The 18,999-nt window shown below is 68.5% G+C and carries 14 protein-coding genes; 7 read left to right on the top strand and 7 right to left on the bottom strand.

Translation table 11 applies throughout. From position 1 onward, the window contains the following. The first annotated feature begins 66 nt into the window (after positions 1-66). The 4 genes from IB269_RS11730 (at position 67) to IB269_RS11715 (ending at position 4,456) form a co-directional block, all read left to right on the top strand. Complete coding sequence (locus tag IB269_RS11730; RefSeq protein ID WP_192367219.1) at positions 67-1,611, top strand: class I adenylate-forming enzyme family protein; 1,545 nt, start codon at positions 67-69, stop codon at positions 1,609-1,611. Positions 1,612-1,682: 71 nt separating this feature from the next. Beyond that, positions 1,683-2,453 carry a class II aldolase/adducin family protein gene (locus IB269_RS11725; protein ID WP_012203336.1) on the top strand — a complete coding sequence of 257 codons (771 nt, stop codon included), beginning with the start codon at positions 1,683-1,685 and terminating at the stop codon, positions 2,451-2,453. 8 nt (positions 2,454-2,461) lie between these two features. Next, entirely contained in the window at positions 2,462-3,391 is a 930-nt protein-coding gene (locus tag IB269_RS11720; protein ID WP_192367218.1) for a 2-hydroxyacid dehydrogenase, read from the top strand. 69 nt (positions 3,392-3,460) lie between these two features. Beyond that, complete coding sequence (locus IB269_RS11715; RefSeq protein WP_043823801.1) at positions 3,461-4,456, top strand: tripartite tricarboxylate transporter substrate binding protein; 996 nt, start codon at positions 3,461-3,463, stop codon at positions 4,454-4,456. A gap of 429 nt (positions 4,457-4,885) precedes the next feature. Here the strand turns inward: IB269_RS11715 and IB269_RS11710 are convergent, their stop codons facing one another. Both IB269_RS11710 and IB269_RS11705 read right to left on the bottom strand, forming a co-directional pair. Continuing rightward, positions 4,886-5,155 (bottom strand): hypothetical protein, encoded by a 270-nt coding sequence (locus tag IB269_RS11710; protein WP_192367217.1) that lies wholly within the window; start codon positions 5,153-5,155, stop codon positions 4,886-4,888. A 522-nt stretch (positions 5,156-5,677) separates the two neighbouring features. After that, positions 5,678-6,697, bottom strand: a complete 1,020-nt coding sequence (locus tag IB269_RS11705) for a GlxA family transcriptional regulator (RefSeq protein WP_192367216.1) — start codon at positions 6,695-6,697, stop codon at positions 5,678-5,680. Positions 6,698-6,793: 96 nt separating this feature from the next. Here IB269_RS11705 and IB269_RS11700 point away from each other — a divergent pair, with 96 nt between their 5' ends. Beyond that, complete coding sequence (locus IB269_RS11700) at positions 6,794-8,170, top strand: amidohydrolase (RefSeq protein WP_192367215.1); 1,377 nt, start codon at positions 6,794-6,796, stop codon at positions 8,168-8,170. 155 nt (positions 8,171-8,325) lie between these two features. Here IB269_RS11700 and IB269_RS11695 read toward each other — a convergent pair whose 3' ends face one another. Both IB269_RS11695 and IB269_RS11690 read right to left on the bottom strand, forming a co-directional pair. Further along, entirely contained in the window at positions 8,326-8,895 is a 570-nt protein-coding gene (locus tag IB269_RS11695) for a VUT family protein (protein ID WP_016454772.1), read from the bottom strand. Further along, positions 8,892-10,676, bottom strand: a complete 1,785-nt coding sequence (locus IB269_RS11690; RefSeq protein WP_192367214.1) for an NAD(P)/FAD-dependent oxidoreductase — start codon at positions 10,674-10,676, stop codon at positions 8,892-8,894. Before IB269_RS11690 ends, IB269_RS11695 begins: the two co-directional genes overlap by 4 nt. Before the next feature lie 331 nt (positions 10,677-11,007). On the opposite strand from IB269_RS11690, the gene ggt reads away from it, so the two are divergent. Both ggt and IB269_RS11680 read left to right on the top strand, forming a co-directional pair. Further along, positions 11,008-12,996: a gamma-glutamyltransferase gene (gene ggt / locus IB269_RS11685; RefSeq protein WP_071954395.1), complete on the top strand. Its 1,989-nt coding sequence runs from the start codon at positions 11,008-11,010 to the stop codon at positions 12,994-12,996. 1,091 nt (positions 12,997-14,087) lie between these two features. Then, on the top strand, positions 14,088-15,044 hold the full coding sequence (locus tag IB269_RS11680) for a tripartite tricarboxylate transporter substrate binding protein (RefSeq protein ID WP_012203366.1): 957 nt from the start codon (positions 14,088-14,090) through the stop codon (positions 15,042-15,044). A gap of 5 nt (positions 15,045-15,049) precedes the next feature. Here IB269_RS11680 and IB269_RS11675 read toward each other — a convergent pair whose 3' ends face one another. The 3 genes from IB269_RS11675 to pcaB are packed head-to-tail and all read right to left on the bottom strand — an operon-like array spanning position 15,050 to position 18,907. Next, positions 15,050-16,483, bottom strand: a complete 1,434-nt coding sequence (locus IB269_RS11675; RefSeq protein ID WP_192367213.1) for a class II fumarate hydratase — start codon at positions 16,481-16,483, stop codon at positions 15,050-15,052. A gap of 4 nt (positions 16,484-16,487) precedes the next feature. Next, complete coding sequence (locus tag IB269_RS11670) at positions 16,488-17,480, bottom strand: tripartite tricarboxylate transporter substrate-binding protein (protein ID WP_012203368.1); 993 nt, start codon at positions 17,478-17,480, stop codon at positions 16,488-16,490. Positions 17,481-17,524: 44 nt separating this feature from the next. Beyond that, positions 17,525-18,907: a 3-carboxy-cis,cis-muconate cycloisomerase gene (gene pcaB / locus IB269_RS11665; protein WP_192367212.1), complete on the bottom strand. Its 1,383-nt coding sequence runs from the start codon at positions 18,905-18,907 to the stop codon at positions 17,525-17,527. Positions 18,908-18,999: the final 92 nt, after the last annotated feature.

Genomic DNA, 18,999 nt, shown 5'->3' with positions numbered 1-18,999 from the left:
GCAGGGCCAGGGGGCTGGCGGGCGCAGTCCGCTTGAGATTCGTGAATTCGTGAAACGGAGTCCCTCATGACTGTCTCCCTGCCTTCGCCCGATGCGCCCTTCACCACGCTGGCCGAACTGATCCGCAGCCACGCGCGCCAGCAGCCGGCCCATGCCGCGCTGCGCGACGACCAGCAGACGCTGAGCTACGCGCAGCTTGACGCCCTCATGGACCGCGTGGCCGCCGCGCTGCAGCGCGACGGCGTGCAGCCTGGCCAGGCGATTGCCATCTGCGCGTTGAACTCGGTGCGCTATGCCGCCCTGTTCCTGGGCGCTTTGCGCGCGGGCGTGGTGGTTGCGCCGCTGGCGCCGTCCTCCACGGCCGACAGCCTGGCCTCCATGCTGCGCGATGCCCAGGCGCGCCACCTGTTCCTCGACAAGGCGGCCCAGGACCTGGTGCCTTCCGACGGCGCCCTGCAATGCATTTCGCTGGACGGTGCCGCGCCCGGCCGGGCCTTTGACGACTGGCTGGCGCCCGAAGGCGCGCAGCCCGCGCCCGTGAGCGTGGAGCCGGCCGCGCCGTTCAACATCATCTATTCCTCGGGCACCACGGGCACCCCCAAGGGCATCGTGCAGTCGCACGGCATGCGCTGGGCCCACATCAACCGGGGCAGCGTCTACGGCTACGGCCCCGAGGGCACGACGCTGCTGGCCACGCCGCTGTACTCCAACACCACGCTGGTGGTGTTCTTCCCCACGCTGGGCAGCGGCGGCTGCGTGGTACTGATGCCTAAATTCGACGCGGCCCGCTACCTGCAGCTGGCCCAGCAGCACCGCGTCACCCACACCATGCTGGTGCCCGTGCAGTACCAGCGCATCATGGCGCTGCCGCAGTTCGGCGAGCATGACCTGTCCAGCTTCCGCGCCAAGTTCTGCACCAGCGCGCCGTTCCGGGCCGAGCTCAAGGCCGACGTGGTGGCGCGCTGGCCCGGCAGCCTGACCGAGTTCTACGGCATGACCGAAGGCGGCGGCACCTGCATCCTCGAAGCCCATCTGCACCAGGACAAGCTGCACACCGTGGGCAAGCCCGCCGAGGGCCATGACATCCGCCTCATCGACGAGGACGGCCGCGAGGTTGCCCCGGGCGAGGATGGCGAGGTCGTGGGCCATTCGGCCAGCATGATGACCGGCTACCACGGCCAGCCCGCCAAGACGCGCGAGGCCGAATGGTTCGACCCCACGGGCAAGCGCTTCATCCGCACGGGCGACGTAGGCCGCTTCGATGCCGATGGATTCCTCACCCTGTTCGACCGCCGCAAGGACATGATCATCAGCGGCGGCTTCAACATCTACCCCAGCGACCTGGAAACCCAGCTGCGCGCCCACCCGGCCGTGGACGACGTGGCCGTGGTCGGCGTGCCCTCCGAGCAATGGGGCGAGACGCCCGTGGCCTACGTGGTGTCGCGCGCGGGGCAGCCGGCCCTGCCCGAGGACATCATGGGCTGGTACAACCAGCGGGCCGGCAAGACCCAGCGCCTGGCGGACCTGCGCTTCATTGCCGAGCTGCCGCGCAGCGCCATCGGCAAGGTGCTCAAGCGCGAGCTGCGCGACCAGTACGCGACGGGGCGCTGAACCGGCGGATGCTTTCTGCAAACGATGTCCACCACGATGTCCACCACGATGTCCACCAAGAGGTACACCCCATGAGCAACGACACCACGATGTCCGAGGTCCGCCGCCAGGTGACGGCCGAGGAATGGCAGACCCGCATCGAGCTGGCCGCCGCCTACCGGCTGGTCGCCCACTTCGGCTGGGACGACCTGATCTTCACCCACATCTCGGCGCGCGTGCCGGGCCAGCCCGACCAGTTCCTGATCAACCCCTACGGCATGCTGTTCGACGAGATCACCGCGTCCAGCCTGGTCAAGGTCGATCACGAAGGCCGGCCGCTGATGGAGACCGAATACGACGTCAACCCGGCCGGCTTCGTCATCCACAGCGCCATCCACGACGGCCGTCCCGAGGTGCAGTGCGTGCTGCACACGCACACGCGCTATGGCGTGGCCGTCTCGGCGCAGAAGGAGGGGCTGCTGCCCATCTCCCAGCAGTCCATCTTCCCGCTGGCGCGCCTGGCCTACCACGACTACGAAGGCGTGGCCCTGCGCGACGACGAGAAGCCGCGCCTGGTCGATGACCTGGGCGCCAGCAACTTCCTCATCCTGCGCAACCACGGCCTGCTGACCTGCGGCCGCAACGTGGCCGAGGCCGTGCTGGCCATGTACACGCTGGAGTCGGCCTGCCGCATCCAGATCCTGGCGCAGTCGGGCGGCGGCGAGCTCACGCGCATCCCGCAGGACATCATTGCCGATGCGGTCAACCAGTCGCGCCAGGTCACCAAGGGCAAGGGCGCAGGCTTGGCCTGGCCCGGCCTGCTGCGCCGCCTGGACCGCATAGACCCTTCTTACAAGGACTGAAGGAAACCATGGGAATTCTGGTCAATATCCACCCGAGCATGGGCGCGCCCATCGTCGACTCGCTGCGCGCGCTGGCGCCCGGCGTGCAGGTCTGGGGCCACCGCGAGGAGGCGCCGGCCGACGCGGTCGAGGCCATGCTCGCCTGGAGCCTCAAGCCGGGCGTGCTGCCGGCCTATCCGGGCCTGAAGCTGCTGTGCGCGCCCAGCGCGGGCGTGGACAAGCTGCTGGCCGTGCCCGACCTGCCGGCCGGCCTGCCCGTGGCGCGCACGGTCGATCCGCAGCAGCATGTGGAGATCGCCCAGTACGTGGTCGGCACCGCGCTGCGCCACACGCGCGAGCTGGACCTGTTCGCGCGCCAGCAGCAGGCCGGCGACTGGCTGCGCCGCCCCGTGCGCGCCAGCGCAGACTGCCGCGTGGGCATCCTGGGCCTGGGCGAGGTCGGCCGCTTCGTGGCCGGCGCCATGCAGGCCGTCGGCTACCCCGTCGCAGGCTGGAGCCGCAGCGCCAAGAGCATTGCAGGCCTGGCCACGCACAGCGGTGCCGAAGGTCTGAAGCAGCTGCTGTCCACCAGCGACATCCTGGTCTGCGCCTTGCCGCTCACGCCCGAGACGCGCGACCTGCTGGACCGCCGCACCCTGTCCCTGCTGCCGCGTGGTGCCTACTTCATCAACGTGGGGCGCGGCGAACAGGTGGTGGAAGACGACCTGCTGGCCCTGCTCGACGAAGACCACCTGGCAGGCGCCGCGCTGGACGTGCTGCGCGACGAGCCGCCCCAGCCCGGCAACAAGGTCTGGGGCCATCCCAAGGCCTTTGTTACGCCGCACATCGCGGCCCAGGCCTCGGCCGACACCGTGGCGCGCCAGTGCCTGGAGAACCTGCGCCGCCTGCGCGCGGGCGAGCCGCTGTTCAACCTTGTGGATGTGGCGCGGGGGTATTGAGCCTTGTTTTCCACCAAACGCCGCGCTGTTGCGCGGCGTTTTTTTCCCTTAGAAGAACCCAGAGACACCATGCCTTCGACTTCCCGCCGCGGCTTTTTGCAATCGACCGCTGCCGCCGCTGCAGCAGCCACCACCGTGCTGGCCCCCTCGGCCTGGGCCCAGAGCCCCTGGCCCTCCAAGCCCATCCGCATCATCGTTCCCTACACGGCAGGCGGCTTCACCGACCAGATGGCGCGCCTGCTGCAGGTCGGCCTGCAAAAGGCCCTGGGCCAGCCCGTCATCGTGGAGAACAAGCCGGGCGCCAACAGCATCATCGGCGTGGACCAGATCGCCAAGGCCGCGCCGGACGGGCACACCTTCGGCGTGGTCATCGCGGCCTATGCGGCCAACACCACGCTCTATCCCAAGCTGCCCTACAACCCGAAGAAGGACCTGGTCGGCGTCTCGCTCATGGGCGTCTCGCCCCTGGTCGCTGCCGTGGCCATGAATGCGCCCTTCAAGACCACGCCCGAGCTGATCGCCTATGCCAAGGCCAATCCCGGCAAGGTGGGCTTCGGCTCCTCGGGCAGCGGCTCCAGCGCCCACCTGACCACCGAGCTGATGAAGCTGCTCACCAAGACGGACATGGTCCACGTGCCCTACAAGGGCGCCGCGCCCGCGCTGGCCGACCTCATGGGCGGCCAGATCCCGCTGTTCCTGGACCCGCCGCCCAACCTCATCCAGCCCGCCAAGGCCGGCCGCATCCGCCTCATCGGCGTGGCCAGCGACAAGCGCCTGGCCGCGCTGCCCGACGTGCCCACCTTCGTGGAGCAGGGCTACGACGGCTTGCTGGGCAGCACCTGGGCGGCCATGATCGCGCCGGCCGGCGTGCCGCGCGAGATCGTGCAGCGCATGTCCGCCGAGGTGTCGCGCATCATCCGCAGTGCCGAGGTGTCGCAGCGGCTGGAGCAGGTGATGGGGACGTTTGCGGAGGGGTCCACGCCTGAGGAGTGCGATCGGTTCATTGCTGCAGAGACGGAGAAGTGGGGGAGGGTGATTCGGGAGGCGAAGGTGACGGTGGACTAGGTTTTGCTGGTCCGTTGACCCTTTTGTTCGTCGGTCTGTTTTTCTGTTTTTGCCCCTGCCGGGTGGTTGTTTTTCGAGGCCGGGGTTCGGCCCGGCGGCCGACCCGCTTTCTTGTCGCGCGACAAGAAAGCGGGGCAAAGAAGCGCGCCCCGAACTGCCCACGACCCTTCGCTTCGCTGCGGGCGACCTGCGTTGGGCGGGATGCGGGGTGCGCCGTGAAACTCGTTGCGCGCTGCGCGCTTCACTCAAACATCACGGCGAGCTAGACAACGAAGCAAGCCTGTCCTTCGGCAGGCTTGCCACCCCGCATCCCGCCCAACGCAGGCGTGGGCAGAAGGGGGGGAGGCTGAAGGACAGCCAACAGCCAGAAATACAAACAGCCGATGCGCATTGGTGCGCTCGGCTGTTTTCACGGAGTTTGGTGCGGCGTCAGGGTTCGGGCCTGGCGGTGTTGCGCAGGACGTGGATTTCGTCGTCCATGGAGGTGGCCAGCCGTTCGGCGCTGTGCTGGATGGTGCGCAAGGCGCTGATCACCACATCCGGATCGCGCAGGCCTTCTGGCGTCTGCAGCCATGACTGCGCGAGCTGAGATAGTGCAGAGACCTCGTTGCAGCCTGATTGAACCATGGCGTTCATCTCGGCGACGGCCATGGTCAGTTGCGTGGTTTTGGCGCTGCTGGGTCGGACTTCCTGCTTCATGGCATGGCCCTCCATGTGAATGTGAGGGCGCTCTGAATCATTGGCGCTGTATGCATGGTTCCGTGCTCCTTTGAGAGACTTGAAACCACCAATCCGCGTTCTTACGCGCAGACAGGTGGACGGGATGTTAAGAACACGCTCAAAGCCGTGCGGACGCCCTTGCGGGTAGCCCCATCCCGTCCATAACCGTAGGGACGTGGGCGTACACCCACGATCCGGCAATGCAGACGTGACAAGGCCTCGTTAACGGGGAGGCCGCACCGCTTTGAGAAAAGGTGTTCTTACGCACCAGCCCCTGTACTGGGGGCCACTCGGAATGATAGAGGCTTTGAATGAAAGCGAGGCCAAAGTCCCAGGCCGAGCGCAGCGACCGCCACGACGCAGGTTGCCCGCAGCGAAGCGGAGGGGCGCGGACATTCGGGTCGCCTTCTTTGATCTGCCCTTTCTTGGCGAATCAAGGGCAGTCGGCTGCCGGGCCGAGACTCGGCCTCGCAAAGAACCCCCCGGCAGGGGCAAAAACAATCAAGCAGCCCCCACCCTCCACCGCCTCCTGGGCGCCCTCAACGCATGCCTTTCCCGATAGGCCGCAGGCGCCATTCCCACATACCGCAAGAACACCCGCCGAAACGCCGAGGCATCCCCATACCCGCAGGCCAGCGCCACGGACGGTACGCTCTCCAGCGTGATCTCCAGCAGCACCCGGGCCCGCGCGCAGCGCAGGCGGTGCAGGTGGTCCAGCGGGCTGTGGCCCAGTTCCTGCTGGAAGTGGCGCAGCAGGGTGCGCGGGCTGGTGGATGCCGCGTCCGCGAGGGCCTGCAGGTTATAGGGCTGCTCCACGCGCGCCTCCAGCCAGGCGATGGCGTGGGCCAGCACGCTGTTGCGCGTGGCGGGAATGCGGCGGTCCTGCAGGGCGGCGCGGGTGGCGCGTTCGCGCTGGGCATCGGGCTGCAGCACGGCGGCCAGCGCTGCGGCCAGGTCGTCGCCGAAGGCATGGCGTGTGAGCGCGACGGCCATGGGTGCCAGGGCCTCGGGGTGGGAGGCGCTGAGCCAGGGCCTGTCGTCCACGAAGGGCTGGCCCTCGGCCAGTTCGATGCCCGGGAAGTCCAGGCCGAAGCCGCCCATGAAGTACCAGGGCAGGGCCACAAGCCGGCCCTGGCAGCGGCCGCCCGCTGCCGCAAACCAGGCGGCGCTGCCCAGGGTGCATACGGCCAGGCCCTGGTCGAAGGCCGTGGTGATGCGGCGCACCAGGGCCGGATGCGCGGCGACGATGTCGCGGATGGAGGGAATGTCGGGGCAGTGCAGCGCGCTCACGAAGACGGCCTGCGCGGGCCCCTCGGCTGCCGCGCCTTCGGCCGCATGCGGCATGGCAGGCAGGGGCCGGCCCTGGCCGTCGACCCAGCGCCAGCCAAAGCGTGGCGCGCGCCGGCCCAGGCGCAGGCTGGCGACCAGGTTGGCGCTGCGCAGCATTTCGACCAGGTGCGCGGCATGGCCGATGGCGCTGTGCTCCAGGCAGGGCAGCTCGATGATGAAGGCTCGGGGCATGGCGGTTCTGGCTCCTCGAATGGCGATTTTGACGTGCCCGTCATACGTGCTTCACTTTTAGCATGGCTGCTTGTGCCACTTTCCAGGACCACGAAGATGCTCCACACCAGCGCCGAGACAAAGCCTTCCTCCTTCCCGCGCACTGGCCTGCGCTCCATCGCCCTGGCCGGGCTGCTGGCCTGCGGCCTGCCACTGGCGGCCAGCGCCCAGGGGCTCGATGCACAGGGCCTGGCGGCCCTGGATACCGCCATCCAGCCGCTGGCGCCCAAGATGGTGCAATGGCGCCGCGACATCCACCAACACCCTGAACTGTCGGGCCAGGAAGAACGCACGGCCAAGCTGGTGGCCGATCACCTGCGCCGCCTGGGCATGGAGGTGCAGACCGGCGTGGGCGGCACGGGCGTGGTGGGCGTGCTGCGTGGCGGCCAGCCGGGCAAGACCGTGGCGCTGCGTGCCGACATGGATGCGCTGCCCGTGGCCGAGAAGACCGGCCTGCCCTTTGCCTCCAAGGCCAAGGCCCAGTACATGGGCAAGGAGGTTTCGGTCATGCATGCCTGCGGGCACGATGCCCACGTGGCCATGCTCATGGGCGCAGCTGAGGCGCTGGCCGGCATGCGCGCGAAGCTGCCCGGCACGGTGAAGTTCATCTTCCAGCCCGCCGAGGAAGGCGCCCCGGTGGAGGCCGATGCCCACGGCCATGTGCCCAGCTTCGGCGCCAAGGCCATGGTGGAGGCCGGCGTGCTCAAGGACGTGCAGGCCATCTACGGCCTGCACATCACGGCCAACCTGCCCTCGGGCATGGTGGGCTATCGCAGCGGGCCGCTGATGGCGGGTTCGGACAGCCTGAGCATCCTGGTCGAGGGCCGGGGCGGCCATGGCTCGTCGCCGTGGAATGCGGTCGATCCCATCGTCGCGGCCAGTCAGGTGGTGCTGGGCCTGCAGACCGTGGTCAGCCGCCAGCTCAACATCAGCCTGGAGCCTGCCGTGCTGACGATCGGCTCCATCCAGGGCGGCACGCGCTACAACATCATCCCGGACAACGTGGAGATGCAGGGCACGCTGCGCACCTTCGACGAGGACATGCGCCAGGAGGCACACAAGCGCATCACCGCCACGGCCGAGCAGATCGCGGCCTCCAGCGGCGCCAAGGCCAAGGTGCGTTTCGGTCCCGTGGCCTATCCGGTGACCACCAACCCCGCCGCGCTGACCGAAGCCTCGCTGCCCGCGCTCAAGCTGGCCATGGGCGGCAAGGCCATGGTGATTCCCAAGGTCAGCGGCTCCGAGGATTTCTCGGAATTCCAGAAGGTGGTGCCTGGCTTCTTCTACTTCCTGGGCGCACCGCCGGCAGGCCAGGACTTTGCCAAGGCACCCTCCAACCACTCGCCGCTGTTCGACATCGACGAGAAGCAACTGCCCACGGGCGCGCGTTCACTTGCCGCGCTGGCTGTGGACTATCTGCAGCGCAACCCATAGTTATTGGAATCCCCCTGAGCGGCGGACGCCGCTTTCCCGTTGCACGGCGCCCCCTCTCTCGCTACGCGGGAGGGGGACGGCACCCGCGCTGCGGGGCGGCGCGGCCGGCGTAGGCCCTTGCTCGGTGTCCCTGGCCTGTGCGAGCCGCGTCGGCTTTATTTGGCGCTAGCGATTGCCGATGGGCCTTTCCACCACCGGGCGATGGCGAGCCGGAAGGGCAGCAGCAGCGCCACGCCCAGCACCAGCTTGACGCCCAGGTCGCCCAGGGCCCAGGTCACCCAGGGCTCGGCGGCGCCTGCGAAGGCGATGCTCCAGAACAGGAAGGTGTCCAGGCAGGCGGCCAGCAGCGTGGCCACCAGGGGGGCACGCCACCAGCGGCCTGCACGCAGGCGGTGGAACACGCCGATGTCCAGCCATTGCGAGGCAATGAAGGCCGCGCCCGAGGCCAGCGCGATGCGCGGCGGCGCCAGCACCAGCGAGGCGGCCACGGCCACGGCGAAGCCCACCCAGGCCACGCGCCGGGCCTGCTGCGGGCCGAAGCTGCGGTTGACCAGCTCGCTCACCAGGAAGGCGAACGGATAGGTGATGGCGCCCCAGGTCAGCCAGTCGTTGATGGCGTACTGCACCAGGATGTTGGACGACAGCACCACCACGCCCATGGCCGCGATGGCGGCCAGCAGCTGGGTGCGCGAGGGGGCGGCGAAACGGGGCGGGCGCGGTGTCATGCTGCGCCACCGGAGCCGCGTGCGCCCGACGAGGGCAGGGGCAGACCCAGGATGGCGCAGGCCACGGCCTCGCCCACCTTGACGCCATCCACGCCGGCCGACAGGATGCCGCCCGCGTAGCTGGCGCCTTCTCCGGCCGGGTACAGGCCGCGCGTGTTCAGGCTGTGGAAGTCCGCGCCGCGCTCGATCTTCACGGGCGAGGAGGTGCGCGTTTCCACGCCGGTGAGCACGGCGTCGTGCATGTCGTAGCCACGGATCTTCTTGCCGAAGGCGGGCAGCGCCTCGCGCATGGCCTCGATGGCGTAGGCCGGCAGCACGTGGTGCAGGTTGGTCAGCGTGATGCCGGGCTGGTAGGAGGGCTCGACCTCGCCCAGCGCGGCCGATTCCTTGCCCGCGATGAAGTCGCCCACCAGCTGGCCCGGCGCGTTGTAGTTGCGCCCGCCCAGCAGGTAGGCCTTGGTCTCCAGCTGGCGCTGCAGCACGATGCCCGACAGCGGGTGCAGCTCGCCGTCCTTGAGGTCTTCCACGCCATGGGTCTTGCCGTCGAAGGCCCAGGCAAAGCTCTTGGCATCGCGCGGATAGTCGGAGGGGTCGATGGCGCAGACCATGCCGGCGTTGGCATTGCGCTCGGCGCGCGAGTACTGGCTCATGCCGTTGGTGACCACGCGCTCGGGCTCGCTGGTGGCCGCCACCACGGTGCCGCCCGGGCACATGCAAAAGCTGTAGACCGCGCGCCCGTTGCTGGCGTGGTGCACCAGCTTGTAGTCGGCCGCGCCCAGCAGCGGGTGGCCGGCATGCCTGCCCCAGCGCGCCCGGTCGATCAGGCCCTGCGGATGCTCGATGCGAAAGCCCACCGAGAACGGCTTGGCCTCCATGTGCACGCCGCGTTCGTAGAACATGGCGAAGGTGTCGCGCGAGCTGTGGCCCAGGGCCATCACGGCATGGTCGGTTTCCAGCCACTGGCGCTCGCCGCTGTCTTGGTCCAGCACCTCCAGGGCGGTGAGATGGCGGTCCTCGCCCTCGCCCTCGATGCGCATGTCACACACACGCTGGCCGAAGCGGATCTCGCCGCCCAGGCGGATGATTTCCTCGCGGATGCCCTCGACCACCTTCACCAGTTTGAAGGTGCCGATGTGCGGGTGCGCGGCATAGAGGATCTCGGGCGGCGCGCCGTGGGTGACGAACTCCTGCATCACCTTGCGGCCCAGGTGTCGCGGGTCCTTGATCTGGCTGTAGAGCTTGCCGTCGGAGAAGGTGCCTGCGCCGCCTTCGCCGAACTGCACATTGGACTCGGGCGCCAGCTCGCGCTTGCGCCACAGGCCCCAGGTGTCCTGGGTGCGCTCGCGCACCGAGCGGCCGCGCTCGATCACGATGGGCCTGAAGCCCATCTGCGCCAGCACCAGGGCCGCAAAGATGCCGCAGGGCCCGAAGCCCACCACCACGGGCCGGCGCTGCAGGTCGGCAGGCGCCTGGCCCACGGCATGCCAGCGCATGTCGGGCGTGGGGTTCACATGGGCATGGCTGGAGAACTGCTCCAGCAGTGCGGCTTCCTGGCTCTCGTCGGCCAGCGTCAGGTCGACGATGTAGACGGCCAGCAGCTCGGCCTTGCGCGCATCGAAGCTGCGCTTGTGCACGTGCACGGAGGCAATGGCCTCCTCGGCGATGCTCAGCTGGCGCGCGGCCAGGGCGCGCAGCGGCTCCAGGGGCAGATATTCGGTGTGGCTGTCGGGGTGGTATTGCACCGCCGACAGGGGCAGTTTCAGTTCAGAGACGCGGATCATGGCTTGTACCTATCAAGCAGAGGGCCGGCGATAGTAAGCCAAAGTGGGCGACCGCACAGGCTGCGGGCCGCACAGCCTTGGGGTGTGCTCGGGTTCGGATTTTCCGCCAGATATTCCTGGTCCTGGTCCTGGTGCCGTCCCGGTCCGGGCACGGACCTTGCATGCAGGGCCGGCCATCCGCGAGCGGGGTCCTTCAGTCCCGCTCTGATGGGGTGGCTGCATCTGCGCGAAGTGGTGGTGGAACGGATGTAAGCTCGCGGCAAGCCTGCGGGCGGGTGCTGCCCCAGGTGAACAAGATCAACGCATTCCACGCACCACAAGGAGACATTTCATGAAGCAACCCCCTTCCAGGCAACGCCTGCCCGCATGGCAGTGGATCGGCCTTGCGGCCGCCACGCCGCTGTTCCTCGCATCGTGCGGAGGCGGTGGCAATGGCGGATCGGGCCAGGACGACCTGGCCGCCTGTGCCATCACCTCGGGCGATGGCAGCGTGGTCGTGGGCTCGGGCCTGCCCGGTGATCCGGCCGCACCCGAACCCTCGTCGGGCTACCGCCTCGGCAAGAAGGCCCTGCACACCTCCAAGTACATGGTGGTCACGGCCAACCCGCTGGCGTCCAAGGCCGGTTGCGAGGTGCTCAAGTCCGGCGGCTCGGCCGTGGATGCGGCCGTGGCCGTGCAGATGGTGCTGGGCCTGGTGGAGCCGCAGTCCAGCGGCATCGGTGGTGGCGCCTTCATGCTCTACCGCGATGCAGCCACGGGCAAGGTCGTGGCCTATGACGGCCGCGAGACCGCGCCGGCCGCCGCCACGGAAAACTACCTGCGCTACGTGGACGACACCGCCGACCAGACCGCGCCCAAGCCCTCGGCGCGCGCCAGCGGCCGCTCCATCGGCACGCCGGGCGTGGTGCGCATGCTGGAACTCGCTCACAAGGACTACGGCAAGACCGCGTGGCCCCAACTGTTCAATTCGGGCATCGACCTGGCCAGCAAGGGCTTTCCCATCAGCGGCCGCATGGCTGCGGCGCTGGACGGCTCCAAGGTGGAACTGGCGCGCGACGCCGATGCCGCCAAGCTGTACTTCGATGCCCAGGGCAAGCCGCTGGCGCTGGGCGCCAAGTTCGTCAACCAGCCCTATGCCGACACGCTGCGCAGCATCGCCAATGGCGGCGCCGACGCCTTCTACCGTGGCGACCTGGCCCAGGCCATCGTCAGCAAGGTGGGCGTGACGCAGACCGTCTCGGACGGTGCGCCCATCACCCCCGGCAAGACCACGCTGCAGGATCTGGCCAGCTACGAGGCCAAGCGCCGCGAGGCCGTCTGCACCACCTACCGCGCGCGCTACATGGTCTGCAGCATGCCGCCGCCGTCGTCGGGCGGCATCGCCGTGGCCCAGGCCATGGGCATTCTGGAGAACTTCGACCTCAAGGCCTATGCGCCCACGGCCATCGATGGCGAGGGCGGCAAGCCCTCGGTGATGGGCGTGCACCTGGTCAGCGAAGCCCTGCGCCTGGCCTATGCCGACCGTGACAAGTACGTGGCCGACACCGACTTCGTGCCGCTGCCCGGCGGCTCGCCGGCGCTGATGCTGGACAAGAGCTACCTGCGCCAGCGCGCCGCACTCATCTCCACCACCAAGAGCATGGGCACGGCCCAGGCAGGCAACTTCGGCACGCCTTCGCAGGGCGTGGTCGATGTCAAGGAGGCCGGCACCACGCACATGAGCATCGTCGATGCCAAGGGCAACGCACTGAGCATGACGACCACGGTGGAGTCCAGCATGGGCTCCTTCCACGTCACGCGCGGCTTCGTGCTCAACAACCAGCTGACCGACTTCGCTGCCATCCCCAGCACCACCGAAGGCCCGGTCGCCAACCGCGTGCAGCCGGGCAAGCGCCCGCGCAGCTCCATGGCGCCCACGCTGGTGTTCGACCTGAAGACCGACGGCACCGCCGGCGACTTCAAGATGGCCACCGGCTCGCCGGGCGGCAGCACCATCATCCAGTACGTGACCAAGACCCTGGTCGGCGCGCTGGACTGGGGTCTGGATGCGCAGCAGGCCACATCGATGGTGGACTTCGGCGCGGCCAACAGCCCGACCACCAACGTGGGTGGCGAGCACCCCAACATCAACACGGCCAATGGCGGCAACGACGATCCGCTGGTCAGCGGCCTGCGTGCCCTGGGCCATGTGGTGTCCATCAGTGCGCAGTCCAGCGGTATTGGCACTATCTTGCGGGTGCAGCGCAATGGGCAGGCGCAGCTGGAAGGTGGGGCTGATCCGCGCCGTGAAGGGCTTGTTTTGGGCGATACCGTTCGCTGATTTTGGTCTGATGATTGACTGAGGAAGGCGCTGCTGGCATGGATGCTGGTGGCGCCTTTTTTGCTGGTTTGCTGGTGGGTCTTTTTTTGACCCTGCCGGGTGGTTGTTTTTCGAGGCCGGGGTTCGGCCCGGCGGCCGACCCGCTTTCTTGTCGCGCGACAAGAAAGCGGGGCAAAGAAGCGCGCCCCAAACTGCCCACGACCCTTCGCTTCGCTGCGGGCGACCTGCGTTGTGCGGGATGCGGGGTGTGCCGCAGAACTCGCTGCGCGCTGGCGCGCTTCGCTCAAACAACTGCGGCAAGTCAGATGACGAAGCAAGCCTGTCCTTCGGCAGGCTTGCCACCCCGCATCCCGCCCAACGCAGGCGTGGGCAGAAGGGGGGAGGCTGGGGGCAGCCAACAGCCAACAGCCAACAGCCAACAGCCAACAGCCAACAGCCAACAGCCAACAGCCGGCGCCATCGCTCCGCTCGGCTTCAAACCGGGGCCGAGCGAAGCGAAGGCCCGCACCACCTCCCCGTATGTCAGCGCCTGCGGCGTGGTGGTTGCGGGGTTGCAGTCCTGCCGAAGGACAGGACTGCTTCGTCATCTGACTCGCCGTGACTGTTTGAACGTAGCGCGCAGCGCGAAGAGAGTTTCACGGCGAACCCCGCAACCGCCACGACGCAGGTTGCCCGCAGCGAAGCGGAGGGTCGCGGACATCCGGGCCGCCTTTTCTTGGCCTACGTTCTTTTGGCGAAGCAAAAGAAGGTAGGTCGGCCGCCGGGCCGAAACCCGGCCTCGAAAAACAACCCCCCGGCAGGGACAAAAAAGCATCCCGGAATGGCAGCCCCTCTGAGGGCACACGCCCCATGACTGTCGCCTCAAAGACATGCCCCACCCCCCACAATGCGCAAAAAAACACCCCACCACCCCCCGCAAACCAAGCAACCACGCCACCCCCTGCTATAGAGCCATCAGTCCCGCACCCACGCTGCGCGTTTTCCCCACAAGCCCCAACGCTACGGGCTTGCCCGAATCCATGGTTGGCATGCATCCATCTAAATTGAACAGCAGCAAGTTCGATGGTCGTGAGCCTCTGAGGAAGATGGAAATGCAAAGACGAGTGTTTGGCGCATGGATGTGCGCATCGGTCCTGATGACGGGCGCAGCATGGGCGCAGGACAGCTATCCCAGCCGCCCCATCAGCCTGGTCGTGCCCTACGGCGCGGGCGGCGTGACCGACGTGGTGGCGCGTGCGCTGGCCCAGGGCATGGGCAAGCAGCTGGGGCAGACCGTGGTGATCGAGAACAAGCCCGGCGCAGGCGCGTCCATGGGCGTGATGGAGATGCGCACGGCCAAGCCCGATGGCTACCGCCTGACGCTGGCGCCCGTGAGCATCTTCCGCCAGCCCCACATCCAGAAGGTGCAGTACGACCCGGTGCGCGATCTCAGCTACATCGCCACCTACATGACCTATGACTTCGTGCTGGCCGTGCCCCAGGACTCGCCGTTCAAGACGGTGCAGGATCTGGTCGAGTTCGCCAAGAAGAATCCGGGCGCCGTGGATTACGGCACACCGGGCAAGTTCACGGCCAACCACGTGGTGATGGCGCTGCTGGAGCAGGCCACGGGCGCACGCTTCACGCATGCGCCCTTCAAGGGCGATGCCGAGGCGCTGAACTCGCTGATGGCCGGCCACATCAAGTCCGGCGTGTACGCCAACACGGTGCTGCCGTACCTGAGCTCGGGCAAGCTGCGCGCCCTGGCCTCGGCCTCCGAGGTGCGGCCCGAGGCCTTTGCCAACGTGCCCACGTTCCGCGAAGCCGGTTATGCCTTCGATGTGCCCTCGCCCCTAGGCATTGCCGGGCCGCGCGGCCTGCCGCCCGAGATCGTGCGCAAGCTCGAAGCCGCCATCAAGGCCGCCATGGACGACCCGGCCTTCCGCCAGGTCGTCGGCAACTACGGCGTGCGCACGCAGTTCCGCGGCAGCCAGGAGTACACGGCGTTCGCCAGGAAGGCGTTCGAGGACGAGAAGAAGATCGTGCAGAACATAGGCCTGGAGGATTGAGGCCGCTACGCGGGCGGCAGCCCGGCCATGGCCCGCGGGTCCACCAGCCGGTCGTACTCGGCCGCCGTGATCAGCCCCAGCGCCACGGCCGCCTCGCGCGGCGCAATGCCGCGCGCCATGGCCTCGCGCGTGATGCGTGCCACGGCGTCATAGCCCAGCACCGGGTTGAGCGCGGTGGCCTGCAGCAGCGAGTGGCTGACCTGTTGCTCCAGCCGCTCGGTGTGTGCCTGCAGGCCGGCCACCAGCTTCTCGGCAAACACGCGGCTGGCGTCGCCCAGCGCGCGCATGGCGCGCAGCAGGTGGTGGATCAGCACGGGCTTGGCCACGTTGAGCTCGAAGTGCCCGGCCGAGCCCGCCAGCGTGACGGTGAGGTGGTGGCCCATGGCCTGGTAGGCGGCCTGGACCACGACCTCGGCCACGGTCGGGTTGCGCTTGCCCGGCATGATGGAGGAGCTCAGCCCATCGTCGGGAAACACCAGCTCCCCCAGGCCGCAGCGCGGGCCTGAGCCCAGCAGGCGGATGTCATTGGCCATCTTGGCCAGCGAACCGGCCACCACGTTGAGCGCGCCCGAGACCTCGATGAGCGCATCGTGCGCGGCCATGCCTTCGAACTTGCAGGGGTTGGGCGTGACCGCCAGGCCCGTGAGCGCCTGTATCTCCTCGCAGAAGACCCGGTCGAATCCGGCCGGCGCGTTGAGCCCCGTGCCGGCCGCCGTGCCGCCCTGGGCCAGGCTCCACAGACGAGGTTGCGTGGCCCGCAGCCGGTCCATGCCGTGGCCCACCTGGTGGGCGAATGTCTCGAAGCTCTGGCCCAGCGTCATGGGCACGGCGTCCATCAGGTGCGTGCGCGCCACCTTGAGCACGCCGGCAAAGGCCAGGGCGCGTTCCTGCAGGCGCTGCTGCAGCTGTTCCAGGGCGGGCAGCAGGTGGTCGCGCAGCTCCAGCGCCGTGGCCAGGTGCATCACCGTGGGAAAGCTGTCGTTGGACGACTGCGAGGCATTGGCATGGTCGTTGGGGTGGACCGGGCTGCGCGTGCCCGGGGGCTGGCCCAGCATCTGGTTGGCGCGGTTGGCGATGACCTCGTTGGCATTCATGTTGGTCTGCGTGCCAGAGCCCGTCTGCCAGATGGTCAGCGGGAAATGCGCGTCCAGCAGGCCGTCGCGCAGTTCGGCGGCTGCGGCCTCGATGGCCGCGCCGCGCTCGTCGTCCAGCACGCCCAGGCGCCGGTTGGCGCGCGCTGCCGCCAGCTTCTGCAGCCCGAAGGCGCGGTACAGGCCCTGCGGAAAGCGCTCCTCGCCAATGGTGAACAGCTCCAGCGCGCGCTGGGTCTGCGCGCCCCACAGTCGGTCGGCAGGGATGTGGACGGGGCCGAAGGCATCGTGCTCGATGCGGGTATGAGCTTGGGTCGGTGCCTGGGCCTGGGTGCGTGTCTGGTCCATGGGCTCAGTCCAGCGAGATCTTCGCGTCGGCTGCCACCTTGCGCCAGCGCTCCACCTCGGCGGCCGTGTGGCGTGCCAGGGCTTCGGGGGCGTATTGATCTGCGGGCAGCAGGCGTATGCCCTGGGCGGCCATCCTGTCGGTCCAGGCCTTGTCGGCCAGCGCCTTGGTGTAGGCCTGGTAGACCTTTTGCACCACGTCGCGCGGCGTGCCCTTGGGCGCGTAGATGCCGTACCAGGTGGCGGTCTCGAAGCCGGGCAGCAGCTTCTGGCCCAGCGCTGCCGCGCCCGGGAACTGGGGCATGGGCTTGTCCGAGGTGAGGGCGATGGCGCGGATGCGCTCGCCCGCCAGCTGGGGCAGGGCGGTGTTGGTCTGGTCGAACATGGCATCGACCTGGCCCGAGATCACATCGGTCATGGCCGGTGCCGCGCCCTTGTAGGCCACCTGGGTGATCTCCATCTGCGCGCGGCTGGCGAACAGCGCGGCCACCAGGTGTGAGGTCGATCCCACGCCCGCGTTGCCGAAGTTCAGCCGGCCCGGGTTCTGCTTGCCGAAGGCCACCAGCTCCTCGGCCGTCTTGTACGGGGAGTTCTTGCCCACCAGCAGCACCAGCGGCGTGTCGGGGAAGCGGAACACCGCCTCGAAGTCCTTGACCGGGTCATAGGCCAGCTTCTTGTACAGCGACGGCGCCGCGCCCATGTAGCCCATGTGGCCGACCAGGAAGCTGTAGCCGTCGGGCGCCGAGCGCGCCGCCTTGGCCGCGCCGATGGTGCCGCCCGCGCCTGGAACGTTCTCGATGATGATCTGCTGGCCCAGCTGGGTGCTGGTGCGCTGGGCGATGTCGCGCGCCATGGCGTCCGTGGGGCCGCCGGCCGCGAAGGGCACGATCCAGGTCAGCGGCTTGGCGGGGTAGCCGCCCTGGGCGTGCGCGGCCAGGGCGAAGGTGGTGGCGGCCAGGGCAAGGGCCAGGCGTGGCAGGCGGGGAAGATGGAAAGGCATGGTGTTGTCTCCTGTAGTGCTGTGTTCTGTCCTGGGCCGGGGTTTCAGCGGCCGCTGGCTGTATGGGCGCGCGACAGCGCAAGGGCGCGGTCCACCATCTGCGGGGCCTCGCCCAGGTAGTTGCGCGGGTCGGTGAGGCGCTGCAGCGCCGCGCGGTCGAAATGGGCCGTGACTTCGGGCAGGCGGGCCAGCGCATCGGCCAGCGTGCCGCCCTCGGCGTTGACGCTGCGGCAGGCGGCATAGACGATGTCGTGCGCCTGCTGGCGGCCCGTGTGCGGGGCCAGGCCCATCATCACGGCCTCGGCCACGATCAGGCCGTCGGTCATGTCCAGGTTGCGGGCCATGCGTTCGGGATCGACGATGAGGCCGCCCAGCATGAAGCGCGCCTGGTGCAGGGCGCCGGCCGAGAGCACGAAGCTCTCGGGCAGGGCCACCCATTCGGCGTGCCAGGGGCCGGTGGCGCGCTCCAGGTCCTGGACCATGGCGTCCAGCATCAGGCCCGCATGCTGGCGCACGGCCTTGGAGGCGGCCAGCATCAGCTCGCTGGAGATGGCGTTGCGCTTTTGCGGCATGGTGCTGCTGGCGCCGCGCCCCGTGACGAAGGGCTCGAACACCTCGCCGAACTCGGTGGAGGACAGCAGCATCACGTCGTAGGCGATCTTGCCCAGCGAGCCGGTGACCAGGGCCAGGAAATTCACGGCCTCGGCCAGGCCGTCGCGCGCCACATGCCAGGTGGTGGCGGGCACGCCCAGGCCCAGTTCTTCCATCAGCAATTGCTGCACTTCCAGGCCCCGGCCGCTCAGTGAGGCCAGCGTGCCTGCCGCCCCCGCGAACTGGCCCACCAGCATGCGCGGGCGCAGTTCCTGCAGGCGCTGGGCATGGCGGTCGAACATGGCCAGCCAGATGGCGGCCTTGTAGCCGAAGGTGATGGGCAGGGCGTGCTGCAGGTGCGTGCGGCCGGCCATGGGCGTGTCGCGGTGGCGCTCTGCCAGGTCGGCCAGGATGGTGCGCAGCGCGGCGATGTCGGCATCGAGCAGATCCAGCGCATCGCGCACCTGCAGCACGGTGGCCGTGTCCATGATGTCCTGGGTGGTGGCGCCCCAGTGGATGTAGCGGCCTGCGTCGCCGCACTGTTTCACCAGCTGGTGCACCAGCGGCAGGATGGGGTAGCCGACAATGTCGGTTTCCTTGCGCAGCAGCTCGAAGTCCAGCGCGTCGAGGCTGCAGCGCTGCGCGATCTCGTGTGCGGCCTCGGCCGGAATCACGCCGCAGCGGCCCTGGGCGCGCGCCAGCGCGACCTCGACCTCGATGTAGCGCGACACCAGCGCGCTGTCGGCGAAGATGGCGCGCATGTCGGGGGTGCCGAAGGCGTCGCGGAACAGCAGCGAATCGATGGCGGTGCTGGAGGTGAAGGACGGAAGGGTCATGGTGCGCAATTGCGATTAAGTTCGGACATATCGTTATTTTCATTTATGTACGTACATTACGAACATCCGGGTTTGCCTGGGGTGAGGGCCTG

Source organism: Delftia sp. DLF01 (genome assembly GCF_014852125.1).
Lineage (GTDB): Bacteria > Pseudomonadota > Gammaproteobacteria > Burkholderiales > Burkholderiaceae_C > Comamonas > Comamonas acidovorans.
Note: the sequence above shows the minus strand (reverse complement) of the source record. Positions and strands in the feature narration are given on the sequence as shown.

Bases quoted from the DNA above. Each gene is read 5' to 3' on its own strand.
- ggt (WP_071954395.1), top strand. From the start codon at position 11,008: ATGAAGCAACCCCCTTCCAGGCAACGCCTGCCCGCATGGCAGTGGATC.
- IB269_RS11700 (WP_192367215.1), top strand. From the start codon at position 6,794: ATGCTCCACACCAGCGCCGAGACAAAGCCTTCCTCCTTCCCGCGCACT.
- IB269_RS11705 (WP_192367216.1), bottom strand. From the start codon at position 6,697: ATGCCCCGAGCCTTCATCATCGAGCTGCCCTGCCTGGAGCACAGCGCC.
- IB269_RS11710 (WP_192367217.1), bottom strand. From the start codon at position 5,155: ATGAAGCAGGAAGTCCGACCCAGCAGCGCCAAAACCACGCAACTGACC.
- IB269_RS11695 (WP_016454772.1), bottom strand. From the start codon at position 8,895: ATGACACCGCGCCCGCCCCGTTTCGCCGCCCCCTCGCGCACCCAGCTG.
- IB269_RS11715 (WP_043823801.1), top strand. From the start codon at position 3,461: ATGCCTTCGACTTCCCGCCGCGGCTTTTTGCAATCGACCGCTGCCGCC.
- pcaB (WP_192367212.1), bottom strand. From the start codon at position 18,907: ATGACCCTTCCGTCCTTCACCTCCAGCACCGCCATCGATTCGCTGCTG.
- IB269_RS11730 (WP_192367219.1), top strand. From the start codon at position 67: ATGACTGTCTCCCTGCCTTCGCCCGATGCGCCCTTCACCACGCTGGCC.
- IB269_RS11690 (WP_192367214.1), bottom strand. From the start codon at position 10,676: ATGATCCGCGTCTCTGAACTGAAACTGCCCCTGTCGGCGGTGCAATAC.
- IB269_RS11720 (WP_192367218.1), top strand. From the start codon at position 2,462: ATGGGAATTCTGGTCAATATCCACCCGAGCATGGGCGCGCCCATCGTC.
- IB269_RS11670 (WP_012203368.1), bottom strand. From the start codon at position 17,480: ATGCCTTTCCATCTTCCCCGCCTGCCACGCCTGGCCCTTGCCCTGGCC.
- IB269_RS11680 (WP_012203366.1), top strand. From the start codon at position 14,088: ATGCAAAGACGAGTGTTTGGCGCATGGATGTGCGCATCGGTCCTGATG.
- IB269_RS11675 (WP_192367213.1), bottom strand. From the start codon at position 16,483: ATGGACCAGACACGCACCCAGGCCCAGGCACCGACCCAAGCTCATACC.
- IB269_RS11725 (WP_012203336.1), top strand. From the start codon at position 1,683: ATGAGCAACGACACCACGATGTCCGAGGTCCGCCGCCAGGTGACGGCC.